This window comes from Isoptericola sp. MSGPD8_1_ISO-PGPR-S23-394, assembly GCF_058072785.1.
Genome location: NZ_CM176517.1, coordinates 3,687,396 through 3,702,954, shown reverse-complemented (window position 1 = coordinate 3,702,954; position 15,559 = coordinate 3,687,396). Strand labels below are relative to the sequence as shown.

17 protein-coding genes are annotated in these 15,559 nt (G+C 74.4%); 6 read left to right on the top strand and 11 right to left on the bottom strand.

Annotation, left to right across the window (positions count from 1 at the left end; genetic code table 11):
* Positions 1 to 51: 51 nt before the first annotated feature.
* Positions 52 to 408, top strand: a complete 357-nt coding sequence (locus AC3RJ8_RS17045; protein ID WP_489713739.1) for a hypothetical protein — start codon at positions 52 to 54, stop codon at positions 406 to 408.
* A gap of 63 nt (positions 409 to 471) precedes the next feature.
* Here AC3RJ8_RS17045 and AC3RJ8_RS17040 read toward each other — a convergent pair whose 3' ends face one another.
* From AC3RJ8_RS17040 to AC3RJ8_RS17025, 4 genes are all read right to left on the bottom strand, one after another.
* Complete coding sequence (locus AC3RJ8_RS17040) at positions 472 to 1,911, bottom strand: HNH endonuclease signature motif containing protein (RefSeq protein WP_489713738.1); 1,440 nt, start codon at positions 1,909 to 1,911, stop codon at positions 472 to 474.
* 219 nt (positions 1,912 to 2,130) lie between these two features.
* Positions 2,131 to 2,583, bottom strand: coding sequence for a nitroreductase/quinone reductase family protein (locus tag AC3RJ8_RS17035; RefSeq protein ID WP_489713737.1), 453 nt, complete (start codon positions 2,581 to 2,583; stop codon positions 2,131 to 2,133).
* A 60-nt stretch (positions 2,584 to 2,643) separates the two neighbouring features.
* On the bottom strand, positions 2,644 to 3,522 hold the full coding sequence (locus AC3RJ8_RS17030) for an SDR family oxidoreductase (protein ID WP_489713736.1): 879 nt from the start codon (positions 3,520 to 3,522) through the stop codon (positions 2,644 to 2,646).
* 106 nt (positions 3,523 to 3,628) lie between these two features.
* Entirely contained in the window at positions 3,629 to 4,609 is a 981-nt protein-coding gene (locus tag AC3RJ8_RS17025) for an ArsR/SmtB family transcription factor (RefSeq protein ID WP_489713735.1), read from the bottom strand.
* 85 nt (positions 4,610 to 4,694) lie between these two features.
* Here AC3RJ8_RS17025 and AC3RJ8_RS17020 point away from each other — a divergent pair, with 85 nt between their 5' ends.
* Complete coding sequence (locus AC3RJ8_RS17020) at positions 4,695 to 5,030, top strand: cupin domain-containing protein (protein WP_489713734.1); 336 nt, start codon at positions 4,695 to 4,697, stop codon at positions 5,028 to 5,030.
* The gene (locus AC3RJ8_RS17015; RefSeq protein ID WP_489713733.1) at positions 5,030 to 5,323 is read left to right on the top strand and encodes a DUF4287 domain-containing protein; all 294 of its coding nucleotides are present in this window, start codon (positions 5,030 to 5,032) and stop codon (positions 5,321 to 5,323) included. The genes AC3RJ8_RS17020 and AC3RJ8_RS17015 overlap by 1 nt, the downstream gene beginning before the upstream one ends.
* Positions 5,324 to 5,348: 25 nt before the next feature.
* Here the strand turns inward: AC3RJ8_RS17015 and AC3RJ8_RS17010 are convergent, their stop codons facing one another.
* Genes AC3RJ8_RS17010 through AC3RJ8_RS17000 form a run of 3 tightly spaced genes read right to left on the bottom strand, consistent with a single transcriptional unit; the run spans position 5,349 to position 7,276 of the window.
* Complete coding sequence (locus AC3RJ8_RS17010) at positions 5,349 to 6,545, bottom strand: NAD(P)/FAD-dependent oxidoreductase (RefSeq protein WP_489713732.1); 1,197 nt, start codon at positions 6,543 to 6,545, stop codon at positions 5,349 to 5,351.
* Between the two features lie 3 nt (positions 6,546 to 6,548).
* Positions 6,549 to 6,797: a helix-turn-helix domain-containing protein gene (locus AC3RJ8_RS17005; RefSeq protein WP_489713731.1), complete on the bottom strand. Its 249-nt coding sequence runs from the start codon at positions 6,795 to 6,797 to the stop codon at positions 6,549 to 6,551.
* Positions 6,797 to 7,276, bottom strand: coding sequence for a DUF2975 domain-containing protein (locus AC3RJ8_RS17000; protein ID WP_489713730.1), 480 nt, complete (start codon positions 7,274 to 7,276; stop codon positions 6,797 to 6,799). The genes AC3RJ8_RS17005 and AC3RJ8_RS17000 overlap by 1 nt, the downstream gene beginning before the upstream one ends.
* 129 nt (positions 7,277 to 7,405) lie before the next feature.
* Between AC3RJ8_RS17000 and AC3RJ8_RS16995 the strand changes: the two genes are divergently transcribed.
* Complete coding sequence (locus AC3RJ8_RS16995) at positions 7,406 to 8,254, top strand: PhzF family phenazine biosynthesis protein (protein WP_489713729.1); 849 nt, start codon at positions 7,406 to 7,408, stop codon at positions 8,252 to 8,254.
* Positions 8,255 to 8,311: 57 nt separating this feature from the next.
* Here the strand turns inward: AC3RJ8_RS16995 and AC3RJ8_RS16990 are convergent, their stop codons facing one another.
* From AC3RJ8_RS16990 to AC3RJ8_RS16980, 3 genes are all read right to left on the bottom strand, one after another.
* Positions 8,312 to 9,271, bottom strand: coding sequence for an LLM class flavin-dependent oxidoreductase (locus AC3RJ8_RS16990; protein ID WP_489713728.1), 960 nt, complete (start codon positions 9,269 to 9,271; stop codon positions 8,312 to 8,314).
* Positions 9,272 to 9,316: 45 nt separating this feature from the next.
* Positions 9,317 to 10,147, bottom strand: coding sequence for an aldo/keto reductase (locus AC3RJ8_RS16985; RefSeq protein ID WP_489713727.1), 831 nt, complete (start codon positions 10,145 to 10,147; stop codon positions 9,317 to 9,319).
* A gap of 94 nt (positions 10,148 to 10,241) precedes the next feature.
* Positions 10,242 to 11,015, bottom strand: coding sequence for a thioesterase family protein (locus AC3RJ8_RS16980; protein ID WP_489713726.1), 774 nt, complete (start codon positions 11,013 to 11,015; stop codon positions 10,242 to 10,244).
* Positions 11,016 to 11,092: 77 nt separating this feature from the next.
* Here AC3RJ8_RS16980 and AC3RJ8_RS16975 point away from each other — a divergent pair, with 77 nt between their 5' ends.
* Positions 11,093 to 12,550, top strand: coding sequence for an ATP-binding protein (locus AC3RJ8_RS16975; protein WP_489713725.1), 1,458 nt, complete (start codon positions 11,093 to 11,095; stop codon positions 12,548 to 12,550).
* A 24-nt stretch (positions 12,551 to 12,574) separates the two neighbouring features.
* Complete coding sequence (locus AC3RJ8_RS16970) at positions 12,575 to 14,938, top strand: beta-galactosidase (protein WP_489713724.1); 2,364 nt, start codon at positions 12,575 to 12,577, stop codon at positions 14,936 to 14,938.
* On the opposite strand, the gene AC3RJ8_RS16965 is transcribed toward AC3RJ8_RS16970, so the two are convergent.
* On the bottom strand, positions 14,928 to 15,494 hold the full coding sequence (locus AC3RJ8_RS16965; RefSeq protein ID WP_489713723.1) for a DJ-1/PfpI/YhbO family deglycase/protease: 567 nt from the start codon (positions 15,492 to 15,494) through the stop codon (positions 14,928 to 14,930). The genes AC3RJ8_RS16970 and AC3RJ8_RS16965 overlap by 11 nt on opposite strands.
* Between the last annotated feature and the right edge of the window lie 65 nt (positions 15,495 to 15,559).

The window sequence follows — 15,559 nt, the reverse complement described above, 5'->3', positions numbered from 1 at the left end:
CCGCCCCCGTCGTCGGCTACCGGCCCACCCGGCACGCCCAGCACCTCGCCCGTGCACGATTCTGCTACGACCATCTGGCCGGGCGCCTCGGCATCGCGCTCGCGGACGCCTGGACCGGGAGCGGGTGGCTGGCCGTCACCCTCCGACGCCGGCGCCGACGGGCTGCAGGCCACCGGCGTCGACGTCCACGGCGCGATCAGGGCCCGCCGGCCCACGACCCGCGCCTGCCTCGACTGGACCGAACGACGACCGCACCTCGCCGGGGCACTGGGTGCCGCCGTCGGGCGGCGATTCCTCGAGGCGCGCTGGGTGGTGCGGCACCGCTCGGGTCGTGGCCTCGACCTCACCGAGAGCGGGACGGCGATCCTCCAGGAGGCGTGGGGCGTCCGGCTCGCAGAGCCCGCCTGACCTGCTGGCGCGTCACCCGCCGGCGCAGCACGGACGCCGCACGAGCGCATCGACTCGCCGCGATCATGCTGCCTCTCGGTGCGCGATACGGACCGGCCGTCGCGGATCGTCGAGCGCGTCGACGCGAGGTTCGAGCGGGTGGCCGCCGGGCTCGCGGGTGGCGGCGATCGGGGTGCCGTGCCGGTCGCGGAACTCCCAGCGGCCACGGTGCCAACGCATCGTGACTCCCTGACCGTCGACCCGGTCGTGATGGTGCCAGCACAGCAGCGCCCCGTTGTCGACGCTGGTGCTCCCGCCGTCCGCCCAGTGGGTGACGGCGTGGTGGATCTCGGAACGACTCGGCGGTTCCTCGCAGCCCGGCCAGGTGCAGTGCCGGTCTCGGGTGATCACGGCCCGGCGCAGCTGCCCGGTGACAGTTCGGCGACTTCGGCCGACGTCCAGGACCTGGCTGTCCGGTCCGAAGACGATCCGGGACACCTCGCTGTCGCACGCGAGCCGACGCAGAAGCGACGACGGCAGCGGGCCGCGCCCGTCCGCGAACGTCGGCAGGCCGTCGCCACCGTGGCCGTCGACTCCCTGAAGGCCGGAGCCGTAGCGCGGGGCGTCGCCCGACGCGGCGAGCGCCGCCCGCAGCTCCGTCAGGCCGACAGTGACGTTCAGGTGGGGACGGACGGACGCGCCGGTGCCCACGGCGGCGTTGTCCAGGGCGATCCGGGCCAGATCGGCGATGCCCTGGGCCCGCCGCTGGGTGGAGGTCCGGGTCTCGGCAGCGGCGGGCGCCCCGACGACGCTGTCGAGCGCCGTCCGCAACACCTGGCCGTTCTCCTCGGTGAGAAACCCGGCCACGTGGTAGCCGTCCCAGGTGGGCGAGACCTCGAAGAACTCCTTCTCGCGGGCGCGGGCATACCCGCGCTCGTCGGACTCCGGGTCGGCGACGTGCGCGAACCGGCGCACCAGGCGGCGAAAGGGCCCGACCGGGTACCGGCCGGCGAGCGCGAGCAGGAACTCCTCGCCGGTGGGTGGCGCTGAGGTGTCCGCAGGCGTGGCCGACGCGGCGGCCTCCTCCGCGCCATCGGCCGCCACTGGGGCCGCCAGGGCGTCACGGCGGGCCTGCGAGGTCGGGGCGATGTCCACCATCGCTCGCACGTGGTCCGCCCCGACCGTTCCTTCCGCGGCCGCGAGGGCGGTGGCCGGCAGGGCGTCGCGGAGGGTCTTCGCCGTGCGCACCTCGCGGCGCGCGGTGGCGAGCGTGACGTCCTGCGTCCGGGACAACCAGTGGGCGAACGACCGGGACCCGTCGATCGCCCACGTCCTGGCGTCGTCGAGCTCCGTGAGCAGTCGGAGGCGGACCGCGTCGAGGCGTTCCTCGATCGTCCGGAGCCTTGCGGTCACCTCCGTCAGAGTGCCGACGTCCTCGCCGGCCGAGGGGCCCTGGGCCGCGAGGGAGTCGACGGCGGATTCGAACTCGGCGAGCAGGCCGAGCGTGTCGCGCCGAGTCGTCATCGTCCCTCCTCGTGGCCGTCTCGTGGGCTCCTTTTGCCCCTTGCGGGCACCTCCGATGCTATCGAACATACGTTCGTCTCACTAGGTCAGGAGGAATTTCCGCCCCTTCTGTGGACGGTCCCGAGCGTCCACAGGTCTGCCGTAGCCTCGGTGTCCGCCGACGAGCCACGGCGACCGACTCGGTGCCGCTCGCGCTCGCCCAGGAGCGGCGACCCCGGATCAGCGCCGGGTCAGTCGCACCACGGGGATTTGCCGGTCCGTCTTGCGCTCGTAACCGGCGAACTGCTTCGCGGAGGCCTTGATGCGCTCCCACGCGACGGCGCGGTCCTCGCCCTGCAGCTCGGAGGCGGTGACCGGGATCGTCTCGCCGCCGAGCTCGATGGTGACCTCGTCGGGGTGGGCGGCGACGTTGCGGTACCAGCCCGGGTTCGTCGCGTCCCCGCCGGCGGACGCCACGACCAGCCAGCCGGCGCCGTCGCGGAACCAGGCCAGCGGCGTGGAGCGGGGCTCGCCGCTCGTGCGGCCCACGGCGGTGAGCACGAGCAGGTTCATCCCCAGCGTGCTTCCGGACGCACGCCGGGCGCGCCAGGCGGCGAGCCTGTTCGTCAGCCTCATGAGGGGACCGCTGGGCATCCCTGCGCCGTACGTGCCCTGCGGGTGGGTGAAGGACATCGGCTCTCCTGGTCGTCGGTGACGGCGTGCTCCGTCGAGGTTACGCGGAGCAGCCTGGCGTCACTGCAGCGCGAAGCCGCCGTCCGTGGTGAGCCGCTGACCCACCACCCACGACCCCGCCGGGCTCACCAGCCACCCGATGAGGCGGGCCGGGTCGGTCGGCTCGCCCCAACGCCCGAACGGTGTTGCCGCCCGCAGCTCCTCCAGCTCCGCCAACGGGCGGTCCGTCGTCCCGGGGTCGAGGTAGCCGGTGTTCACCGGGCCAGGGTTCACGGTGTTGAGGACGGTGCCGAGCTCGAGCAGCTCGGCCGCCACCGTGGCGGTCACCCCGGCCAGCGCCGCCTTCGACGTCGCGTAGGCGACCTCGCCACGCATCGGGCCGCCCTCCTGGCCCGACGTCATCCACACGACCTTCGGCGCGGTGGCCGGGTCCGACGGCGCGGCGCGGCCCAGCCGTTCGCCGGGACGCGTCGTCGTGCCCGGCGCGGCGGCGACCTGCTGCTGCGCGAAGCGACGGGTCAGGAGCAGCGTGGACCGGGTGTTCGTCTCCCAGAAGGCATCCAAGGTGGCGGCGGACATGTCGAGGATCGAGCCGTCGCCGCCGCTGCGCGCGTGGTTGCACACCAGCACGTCGACCGACCCGGTGAGCGCCCGGGCGGTGTCGAACAGCTCGTCCACCTGGGCGGGGTCGCGCAGGTCGGCGCTCGCGGACCCGGAGACGGCGTCGCCCCGCAGCGCGGCACGGACGCCGGAGTGCACGGCGGCGAGATCGTCGGCACCCCACGGCTGATCGGCGTCGTGCGGGGCGTAGTGGTGCGTGAAGACGCTCGCCCCGAGCCCGGCGAGCTCGCGGGCGACGGCGTAGCCGATGCCCTTCCGGCGGGAGACTCCGGTGACGAGCGCCGTGCGGCCGGCGAGGGAGGTGTCGTGGTGCGTCATGCCGGCGACGGTAGCGACGAGGGTCGGCCCGAGGCCCGCTGATTTCGGCCGGGCCGCAGGCCGTCACCCACGCTCCGGCGGTCGCGCGCTGCCGGGTCCGCGCCCCTCACCCGCCGACCAGGGCCTCGCCCAGCGGCGTGCGCACGTGCACGACGCGGGCACCTTCCCGGCGGGAGTCGACGAGCCGGGCCGCCGCCAGTCGGGAGAGGTGGTGGGACGCCGTCGAGACGGCGAGCTCCTGCGCGACCGCGACCTCGCTGGTCGACAGCGGTGCACGCAGGGCGAGGAGCACCCCGGCCCGACCGGCACCGAGCAGGCCGGCGAGCGCCCGTGTCGTGTCGGCCGCGGCGTCGGCCCATCGCTCCGAGACTCCCAGCGCCGGGTAGAACAGAGTCGGCTGGGCCGGCGGTTCGGTCACGACGGCGCAGCGCGGCGCCATGACGGACGGCGTCAGGACGAGTCCGCTGCCCGCGCAGTCGAGCACCTCGCCGTGCTGCCGGAGCCGGACGTGCACGGCGTGCGAGCCCCAGGTCACCGCGTCGTTCAGCGTGTCGACCATCGCCGCGAGGCCGTGCGTCGTCGTCCGGCGCGAGCGCACGCCGATGTCGGCTCGCAGGAGCCGCTCGAGCTGTGGCCAGTACGGGGCGAGGACGGCGTCCCACACCTGCTGCCAGGCATCGGCGACGGCGGACCGGGTGCGCGGGAGGTCGTCGGCCAGCGCGCGCAGCAGCCGCTGCTCGGTGCCGCTGGTGCGAGCGACACGCTTGTGCAGGTCCACGCGCATCGGTTCGAGCGCGGTCTCGCGCAGCCGCTCGACCTCCTCCGCGGGCCCGAGGTCCCAGCCGGGCGTGGACGTGAGGAAGTCCGGCATGTAGCCGTCCGGACCGACGAGGAGCCGGAGCAGCTCGACAGCGCGTGCCGGGACGCGCTGTCGCGCCTGCCGCAGCCAGCCCCACTGCAGCGGGTGGTACTGCGGACGGCCGAGTACCCGCACGGCGTGCGCGAGCTCGTGGCCCGGCGAGATGCCGAACCGGATCGCGGAGAGGTCGTCCGGCGTGAGCCGGAACTCGACCACGTTTCGATGCACGTCGAAACTCTAGGCGTCGGCCGGGGCGCGCACGAGGCTGGGTCCACCTCGACCGCACGGGTCGAGCGCACCCGACGGAGGAGTCATGGCCACGGTCGTCAGCGCGGAGTCCCTCCGCATCCCGGGTTCGAGGACGTTGCGCTTCGAGGGGCGCGACCACGGGTCGGGGGTCTCGTTCTACCTCGTCACGAACGAGCCGGGCCAGGGACCCGGACTGCACCGCCACCCGTACACCGAGACGTGGACAGTGCTCGAGGGCGAGGCCACGATCACCATCGGCGACGAGACGGTCGTCGCCCGGGCGGGCGACACCGCCGTCGTGCAGCCTGGTGTCTGGCACGGCTTCACCAGCACGGGCACCGGCACGCTGCGCATGATCTGCGTCCACGCGTCCGCCACGATGATCCAGGAGAACCGCTGATGTCCTTCCAGGCCTACCTCGACGCCGTCGAGACGAAGACCGGGCTGACCCCGCGCCAGCTCGTCGATGCCGCCGCCGAGCAGGGGTTCGGTCACGGCAGCAAGGCGACGCCCGTGGTGACGTGGCTCAAGGAGACCTACGGTCTCGGCCACGGGCACGCGATGGCGATGGTCCACGTGATCACCAAGGGTGACCGCATCGGCAGCAGGCACGTCGGCTCCGACGGTGCCCATCGGGACGCGAGCGACCGGCTGTGGCTCGACGGGAAGGACACCCGGCCCGACGACCGGTGACACAGGGATCACCCCGCCACCGCGCCTACGGGTCGGGGAACGACCCGCTGCCGAACAGGATCCGGCGCGCAGCAGCCCGCCCGGGTGGCGTGCGCAGCAGGGCGACCCCGGCCGTCGCGACGGCGGGCGTGCGCACCATCGACAACCCGCGGCGCATCGTGAGCCGGCCGCGGAACCGGGCACGCAGCGCCGCGCCGTCGTACCGGCGCAGCGCGTCACGCCGTCCCGTCCGCAGGGCGTTGTCCAGCACGTCGACGGCGTGCTCGGACAGCCGCAGGCAAGGGTCCAGCCCGCCCGCGGTCAGGGGGGAGACGGCGCCGGCGGCGTCGCCGACGAGGAGCCCGTGCGGGCTCGCGATCCGGCGCAGCAGCCCGCCGACGGGGATCGGACCGCCCCGGCGCTCGACCTCGTCGGCCGCACCACCGGCGCCTGCCGCCGTGCCGCCGTCGAGCCGCGCTCCGCCGTCGTCGCGTGCTCCGTCGTCGCGCGCGACGCCGACGAGACCAGGAGCCGACACCGCGAACTCGCGCAACGCCTGGCGCATCCCGCGCGGGTACCGGTCGGCGTAGCCGGCGACGCCCACATGGACGTGCTCGCCGTCGTCGAGCACCCAGGCGAGGTATCCGGGCGCCAGGCGAGGGTCGACGACGCAGTGGAACGCGGGTACGACGTCGCGGCGGGGCGCGGGGTAGACCTCCTCGGCGCCGACGAGGAGCTCGGTGTTGCGGTCGAGGTCGAGCTCGCGGGCGACGGCCGACCGGGCGCCGTCGGCCCCGACGACGAACCGCGCGCGGACCCGGGCCGGGCCGTCCGGGCCGTGCAGCACGTGGTGCCCGCCGTGTCGTCCGGCGTACCGGGCGCCGAGCAGGAGGCGCACCCCGGCCGCGGCCGCCGCACGCGCCTGCGTCACGTACAGCGGCGCCATGTCGCCCACGCGGTACTCGTCGCGGGCGCTGTCGAGCACGACGGGACGGCGGTGCGAGGGCGGGTAGAGCACCATGCGCCGGATCGCGGGGCCGAGGTGCTCGGGCGGCAGGTCGAAGTCCTCCAGCGTGCGGCGCACGAAGATCCCGGTGGTGCGCACGGTCCCGTCCAGGCGGGTGCGGCGCTCGGCGAGCACGACGTCGTGACCGCGCCGGGCGAGCTGGGTGGCGGTGTGCAGACCGGCGAGCCCGGCGCCGACGACGAGCACGTCCGTTGCGGGCAGGCGTCCGGTGAGCACGGCTCAGGCCTCCGTCTCGCCGTCGGACGGGTCGTCGAGGGGCGGGTCGTCGTCGACCCACTCGAGGAGGTCCCCGGGCTGGCACTCCAGGACGCGGCACATCGCCTCCAGCGTCGAGAAGCGCACGGCCTTGGCGCGGCCGTTCTTCAGCACGGCCACGTTGGCGGGCGTGAGACCGACGCGCTCGGCGAACTCGCCGACGCTCATCTTGCGGCGGGCGAGCTCCACGTCGAGCCGGACGACGATCGGCATCAGATCACCTCGTCCATGTCGCTGCGCAGCGCCGTCGCCTGCCCGAGCAGGGCACGCAGCACCACCATGAGGAGCCCGACGGCGGCGCCCACCAGGAGCACGACGAGCAGCAGGGCGGCGATGCCGGAGAGGCCCTCCGCGGCCGCGACCAGCACGCACGCGACGAGGACGAGCGTCCAGGCGACGGCGACGGCCCCGAGGATGACGTCGACCCACACCCGGGACCGCTCGGAGAAGATCTGGTCGTCGCGGACCATGGTCAGCAGCCTCCACGCGCACACGAGCACCACCTGCACGCAGCCGAGGACGACGACGGCGAGGGCGAGCAGGGGCCAGCGCAGCGGGTCGAGGTCGGGGTTCTGCTCGGCCATCCGGCGGAAGACCGCCGGCAGCACGGCGACCTGTGCGCCGACCAGCGTCACGAAGACCGCGGCGAGCAGGGCGCGCAGGGGGACGACGAGGCGAGATGTCCGGGACATGGAGCGAGACTCGCGCGACGTCTATCGAAAGTCAATAGGAAAGCACCGTTTTTCGATGTCTTCACGCGGGCGACACCGGACCTGTGCGCCAGCCGCGGGGGAGCGGTGCCCAGCGGCTACTGTTCCCGGATGGAGCGCAGATTCCGGCAGGTGGACGTCTTCGGCCAGGACCCGTGCACGGGCAACCCCGTGGCGGTGGTGCTCGACGCCGAGGGGCTCGACGACGAGACGCTGCGACGGTTCTCGGTGTGGACCAACCTGTCCGAGTGCACGTTCGTGCTGCCGCCGACGGAGGCCGGGGCGGACTACCGGGTGCGCATCTTCAGCCTGAGCACCGAGCTGCCGTTCGCGGGACATCCCACCCTGGGCACCGCGCGGGCGTGGCTGGACGCCGGCGGCACCCCGGCCACGCCCGGCGTCGTCGTGCAGCAGTGCGGGACGGGGCTGGTCCCCGTGCGCATCGACGGAGACCGCCTCGCCTTCGCGGCACCGCCGCGGCTGCGCTCCGGCCCGGTCGACCCCGCGCTGCTCAAGACGCTCGTGGAGATCCTCGGGGTCCGGCGCGAGCAGGTGCTGGACGCCGAGTGGCTCGACAACGGGCCCGGCTGGGTGGGCCTGCTGCTCGACGGTGCGGGCACCGTCCTCGACCTGCGCCCCGACGCCTCTGCGCACCCGGGCAGGTGGGACATCGGCGTGATCGGCGCCCACGACCCGGGTGCCGAGACGGCGTTCGAGCTGCGAGCGTTTTTCACCGACGGCGACGAACCGTTGCGCGAGGACCCCGTGACGGGCAGCCTGAACGCGGCAGCGGCCCAGTGGCTCGTCGCGACCGGCCGCGCCCAGGTGCCCTACGTCGCCGCGCAGGGCACCGCCATGGGTCGACGGGGCAGCGTCCACCTCGACAGCGCGGACGGCAGCCTGTGGGTGGGAGGCCGGACCGAGGTGGTCCTGTCCGGCACGGCCGGGCTGCCGGCCTGAGCCTGAGCCTGAGCAGCGGCTTGCCACCCGCACCCCGCGGTGGGCAGCCGCGCCGGTTCACAGCACCGTCGCGAGCTGTTCCAGCGCGGCGAGCGGGTCGGGACCGGCGGGCATGAGCACGTTCGAGGTGACCCCCGCCGCCCTCAGGTCGTCGATCCGTGTGCGGACCTGGGCGGGCGTCCCGGCGAGCGCGAGCTGCTGTACCCACTCCGCGGGCAGCCGCTCGGCGAACTCCTCTCGCGTGGCGCAGTCGGCACGCAATGCCGCGAACTCCGCCGCGAACGGCAGCGGCGCCAGGTGCGGTGCCCAGTCCGGTTCCCCGATCCACTCGAGACCCGGCCGCGCCGTGTCGATGGCGACGTCCGGGTCCGGGTCGACAGCAGCGAGGTTGTAGGCGACGACTCGGTGCGCGTCCTGGGCCGAGATCTGCTCGCGCGCCGCGACCACGTACTCGGGCGTGACCGGCTCGGCCAGCACGGTGCCGTCCGCCACCTGCCCCGATACCGCGAGCGACCGCGGCCCACGGACGCCGAGCAGGAGCGGCGGCGAGGTCTCGGGCAGCGACGACGGTTCCAGCCGCACGTCCTCGAGGCGGGCCCCCGCGACGGTGTCGTTCAAGGTGTCGCCGCCGAGGAGTGCACGCACCCCTTGCGTGTACTCGCTCAGGAACGTCAGCGGCCGTTCCGGCCAGCAACCGGCCTGCCGCATCCAGCCCGGCATGCCGTGCCCGATCCCGACGGCGACCCTCCCAGGGAAGAGCTGGCCGAGCGTCGCGATCTCCATCGCTGCGAAGGCGACGTTGCGGGACGCCGCGGGCAGGATCCCGAGGCCGACACCGATGCTCTCGGTACCGGCCAGGACGGCCCCGGCCTGTGAGAAGCCGCCGCGGAAACCGAGGTCCTCGACGACCCACAGCTCGTCGAACCCGAGGCGCTCGGCCTTCCGGGCATAGCCCAGCACCTGGTGCGCGGGCAGGTCACGCGGCAGCATCACGCCGGTGCTCGATGGCGAAGTCATGGAGCATGACTACCAGAGCGCTCGCCGACGAGCGCGATCGACGCGTCAGAACTCCTCGTAGACCGCCGGGTCCTGGTCGTTGTTGCGCCCGTCGGCCCGCGCGAGCGAGGCGATGGCGTCCATGTCGGCGTCGCTGAGCGCGAGGTCCACTGCGTCCAGGTTCTGGCGCTGCCGCTCGGGCGCGGTCGCCTTCGGCAGCGGCAGGACGCCGAGCCGCGCGTGCCACGCCAGGATCACCTCGGGGACGCTGAGGCCGCGGGCGTCGGCGACGCCCGCCAGCACCGGGTCCTGCAGCATCTCGTTGGCCCGGCCGATCGGGCTCCACGCCTCGGTGGCGATGCCGAGGGAGGCGTCGTAGGCGCGCTGCTCCTCCTGCGGGAAGTAGGGGTGCAGCTCGACCTGGTTCACCGCGGGGACGACGCCCGTGGCCTCCACCAGCCGGTCGATGTGCTCGGGCAGGAAGTTCGACACGCCGATCGCGCGGACCAGGCCGCGCTCGCGGGCCTCGATCAGCGCCTCCCACGCCCCGACGTACCGGCCCTGGGAGGGGTTCGGCCAGTGGACCAGGTACAGGTCCAGATGTTCCAGCCCGGTGCGGTAGACGCTCTCCTCGACCGCTTCGAGCGCGGCGTCGTGCGCATGGTGCCGACCCGGCAGCTTGGAGGTCACGATCACCTCGTCGCGGGGCACACCGCTGCCCCGCACCGCGGTGCCCACCGCCCCCTCGTTCTCGTAGTTGAACGCCGAGTCGACCAGCCGGTAGCCGGCCCGCAGGGCGCTCGCGACGGTCCGAGCGCCGTGCTGCCCCTTCAGCATCGCGGTGCCGAAGCCGATCCGGGGCAGGCCCAGGCCGTCGGTGGGGGTGGAGCGGGGCATCGGTCCTCCTCGGGGCGGGGTTGCTCTCCTGGCGACCGTACGCAGGGAGCCTCCTCGTCGCGCGAGCGGGCCGGGGCTGCGCCCGGCGGGCGGGTCAGGTGAGCCGGCGCACCACGAGCGACTGCGCCAGCCGACCGAACGCGCCGTCGGCGTCGTGCAGGACGGCTGAGGTCACCCCGGTGCCCCCGGCGCCGAACGTGACGGTCGTGTCCAGGCCGAGCCAGCCGCCGGCCGGTGCGCGGAACAGGTGCGCGGTGAGGTCGACGTTGGGGAAGGCGACGGTCCGCGGGTCGGCACGCACCGTCATCCCGTTCGCCACGTCGAAGAGGCCGACCGTCCTGGCCAGCGTGCTCGCCTCCTCGTCGTCGAGGAGCGGGACGTCCGTGCGCACCCACACCCGGCCGCGGCCGGGCGTCTCCAGGGCGCGGCGCACGTCGATCGAGGCGACGAACCCGCCGGGCCAGTCCGTCGTCGGGTCCCAGGCGGGCGTGTCCTCGGGGCCGGGCACGGGGTCCGGCACGCCGTCCTCCAGCGCGAGCGTGTCGGAGGCGGCGGTGAGCCAGGCGCGCAGCGTGGCGACCCGACGGCCGCCGCAGCGCACCTCGGCCTCGACGAGCTCGACGCCGCGGCCGGGTCGGAGCACCTGCACGGCGGTCTCCATCGGTGCGAGCGGGTACGGGCCCCACACGTCGAACGACAGCCGGGCGGGGGTGAGGTCGTCCCGGCCGCGCGCGACGCGATCGGTCTCCACCAGGTGCGTGAGCAGGCCAAACGTCGGGGCGACGTGCTGCTCGGCGGTGTTCCAGGCGCCGCCGACGGCGGGGGTGGGGTCGAACGTCGTCGCGCCGGTGCGTCGGAAGTAGCTCATGGTCGTCATCCTGGCAGGACGGTGACGAGGCCCAACCTCCTTCCCGTGTTACATACAGACGATGTATCATTCATTTCATGAGTCATCGCCTCGATGCGTCGCACGTGCCGCGTTCCGGCGCCACGAACGCGCTGCAAGGTCATCTGGACGCCGTCCGACGGCGAGGCACCGGCCGCATCGTCGCGCTGCGGGGAAGGCGGCAAGTCGGGAAGTCCACGCTGGTGGAGAACTTCATCGAGTCCATCGACGTGCCGAGCGTCTTCGTGCCGGGGGTCTACGGGTCCGCGCTCAGTCGGCAGCTCCACGACGCGACGCGGGCGATCAGCGAGTCCCGCCGCCCGCTGCCCGACGCCGAGCTGTTGACCCAGTCGCCGGCGGCATCCTGGCGGGAGTGGTTCGGTCGGCTCGCCGTGGCTGCGCGGTCGGGACCGGTCGTCGCGGTGCTCGACGAGTTCCCCTGGATGGTCGCCGGCGACCCCACGCTCGAGGGGGAGCTCCAGGCCCAGTGGGACCGCGTGCTGGAGAGGCTTCCCGTCCTGCTCGTCGTCATCGGGTCCGACGTCGCGATGATGGAGCGGCTCGCGACGCACGGGCGGCCGCTGTTCGGACGGCTACGTCCCTGTGTCGTCGCACCGCTCGACCCCGCGGAGGTCGCGACGGCCCTTCCCGGGCGCAGCGCCTTCGACGTGTTCGACGCGTACCTGGTCACCGGTGGCTATCCGCGGCTCGTCGCCGACCTCGCCGACCACGGTGGCGACGCGGAGGCCTACACCCGGACGTCGCTGAGCGATCCCTACAGTCCGCTCGTCGCCACGGCACGGCTGACCCTCGATGCCGAGTTTCCCGACGCTCCCGCCGCGTACCGGGTGCTCGGTGCCATCGGATCCGACGACACCGCGAACCCAGGATTCACCGACGTCCTCTCCGCCATCCAGGACGGTGCGGAGCGCAAAGCGCTGGAGACGGCGACGACACGTGCGCTGAAGACCCTCACCGAGACCAAGGGCCTGGTCGAGCGGGAGCTCCCCGCCTGGGCGCCGTCGTCGAGCCGCCTGCGTCGGTACCGCGTGACGGACCCCTACCTGAGGTTCTGGTTCCGCTATGTCGAGCGCCGCGTCGAGCAGATCGCCCGGGGGAGGGCCGACCTCGCCGTGGCGGCGTTCGACCGCGACTGGCCGAGCTGGCGCGGGCGGAGCGTCGAGCCCGTCGTCCGGGAGTCGCTCACGCGCCTCGCCCGGTCCGACGCCTCGCTCGCCGACGTGGAGGAGGTGCACCCCTGGTGGACCCGGGACGGACGGGTGGAGGTCGACGTCGTGGCCGCGACGGCCACCCGCACGGCCGTCGTCGGCTCTGTGAAGTGGCGCCGGGAGGGCGGGCTGACCGACCGTGAGGTCCGGGCGCTCGCGGTCGCGGCCGGACGGGTACCACGCAGCGAGGATGCGGAGCTGGCCGCCATCACCCCGTCCGGCGAGCCGGCCGTGGGGGCCGGGCTGGCGTTCGGGGCCGAGGACCTGCTCGCCGCCTGGCGGCACTGAGCGCTCGACCCGTACCGTCGGGGCGTGCCGACCACGCCGACCGACGCCACCGACGACATCGCCGTCCGCCCCGCCTGGATCGAACGCGGCGGGCGGCCCTGGTTCCCCGTCACCGGCGAGGTCCACTTCTCCCGGGTACCGCGCGAGCGCTGGTCGGAGGTGCTGGGCCACGCCCGGGCCGGCGGGCTGACGTCCATCGCCACGTACGTCTTCTGGCAGGCGCACGAGCCGTCGCCGGGCGACCTCCGGTGGGACGGAGACCTGGACCTGCGGGCGTTCGTCGAGCTCGCGGGTGCGCACGGGCTGGAGGTCGTGGTCCGGCTCGGGCCGTGGTCGCACGGGGAGGCCCGGCACGGCGGGTTCCCGGACTGGCTCGTCGAGCGGGACCTCGCGCTGCGCACCGACGACCCGGCCTACCTCGACCTGGTCCGGCGGTTCTACGGCGCGACGGTCGCGCAGCTCGCGGGGCTCACGCACGCCGACGGCGGCCCCGTCGTCGGCGCCCAGATCGAGAACGAGCTCTACGATCAGCCCGGACACCTCACGACGCTGCGGACGATCGCCGTGGACGCCGGGCTGCACCTGCCCCTGTGGACGGCCACCGGCTGGGGCGGGGCGCAGGTGCCGGGGTCGCTGCTGCCCGTGTACAGCGCGTACGCCGACGGCTTCTGGGCGGAGGCCGACGACGAGTGGCCCCCGTGGTCGCAGGTCCACTTCCGCTACTCCCCGGTGCGCGACGACCTCGGCACGGGCGCCGACGTGCGCGAGGCCCTCGACGGCGTCGCGACGCCGGACGGCGGCGTTCCGGCGGGCGAGGTGCCCGACCCGGGCACGCCGTTCATCACGTGCGAGCTCGGCGGCGGGATGCACGTGGCCTACCACCGCCGACCGCTCGTGCAGCCCGCCGACGTGGCGGCGCTCGCGCTGGCCAAGATCGGCAGCGGCTCCGTCTGGCAGGGCTACTACGTGTACGCGGGCGGCACGCAGCGCACCGGGCCGCACGGCACGGAGCAGGAGTCGCAGGCCACCGGCTACCCGAACGACGTCCCGACCCGCACCTACGACTTCGGGGCGCCCGTCGGTGAGCACCAGCAGGTCCGGGCGCACCACCACCTGCTGCGCCGGCAGCACCTGTGGTTGGCCGACGACGGCGCAGCGCTCGCCGCGATGCCCGCCGCCGTCGGCGGCGGCAGCGACGACCCCGACGAGCTGCGGTGGGCCGTGCGCTCCGACGGGCGCCGCGGCTACCTGTTCGTCAGCACCTACCAGCCCGCGCGTGCTCCGCTGCCGCCGCAGCCCGGGGTCCAGCTCGACGTCGCGTTCGAGGACGGCCCGGTCACCGTCCCCACGCGGCCGGTCGACCTCCCTGCCGGGGTGTCGGTCGTCTGGCCGTTGCGCCACCCGCTCGCCGGCGACGTGGTCCTGCGCAGCGCCACGGCACAGCTCGTCACGCGGCTCGACGACGTGCCCGCCGCGGCGGTGGGCGACGACCGCAGCGCCGTCGTCGTCCTCGCGGCGACCGACGGCGTCCCCGTCGAGCTGGTCCTCGACGGCGAGGTCGCCGTCGACGGCCCGGTCACGACGCGGGCCGACGACGGCGCCACCGTCGTCACGCTGGACGCGCCGCCGGGACCGGGCACGGTCGTCGACCTGCCCGGCGTGCGCGTGCTGGTGCTCGACGACGCCACCGCCGACCGGCTCTACCGGCTCGACGTGGCCGGGCGTGAACGCCTCGTGCTGGCCGACGCCCCGGTGCACGCGGTGGACGGCGAGCTCGTCGTGCACGCGGAGTCACCGCACGTCAGGATCTCGGTGCTGCCCGGCGCGGACCTCGAGCCCGCGGCGCTCGCGAGCGACGACGGGGCCGCCACGGTGGCACCGGCGGACGGCCCGGGCGGACCGTGGAGCACGTGGGCGCTGCACCTCCCGGCGGCCGGCACCCACGAGCTCGCGGTCGAGCCCCAACCCGTGGCGCCGGCGCCGCCCGCCCCCGTGCGCGGTGGACCGGCGGACCGGCTGAGCGCACCCACCGACTTCTCCGGCGCGGCCCACGTGCACCTGGAGGTCCCTGCCGTGGCGCTCGCCGACGTCGACCGCACGCTGCTGCGCCTCGACTGGACCGGCGACGTCGGGCGCGCCGTCGTGGGCGGCGAGGTGGTCAGCGACCACTTCTGGCACGGCCGGACGTGGGACGTCGACCTCACACCCTGGCGGGAGCAGGTCGCCCGGGACGGGCTGATGCTCGAGCTGCTGCCCTGGCGAGGTGCGACGGGCGTCTGGGTCGACCCGTCGGTGCGGTCCGTGCGCGACGGGATCACCGTCGGCTCGGCGCGCGTGGTGCGGGTGGCCCGGGCCGTGCTGTCGTTCGCGGACGACGTCAGGCGCTGACGAGCGCCTCGTGGACCGCGAAGAGGAAGTCGTCGAGGTCCTTCGGCGTCCTCGACGTGATCAGCGTGCGGCCCTGCGCGGTGCACACGACGACGGACTCGTCGCGCCACTCCTCGGCTCCCGCGTTGCGGATGTCGGTCCGCAGCGACGGGTAGGACGTGAGCGTCTTGCCAGCCACCACGTCGGCCTCGACCAGCGCCCAGGGGCCGTGGCAGATGGCGGCGACCGGCCGGCTGGACTCGGTGAACGACCGCACGATGCGGGTGGCTGCCGCCTCCAGCCGCAGCGAGTCGGCGTTGAGGGTGCCGCCCGGCACGAGCAGGAGGTCGAAGCCCTCCGGGTCGACGTCGTCGAGGGAGACGTCGACGGGCACGGTGCGGCCCGGGTCCTTGTCGCCCACGAGGGTGGCGACGTCGTCGGTCGTCGTGGCCGCCACCGTCACGACGGCGCCGCGCTCGCGCAGGTGGTCGAGCGGGACGACGAGCTCGTCCTGCTCGACGCCGTAGTTGGTCACGATGGCCAGGACGGTCCGTCCGGTGAGGTCGTGGTCAGCCATGGTGGCTCCTTCCGTCAGGGTCTGCTGTCGGGGTCGCCCACCGTAGGCACGCCCCCGCACCGACG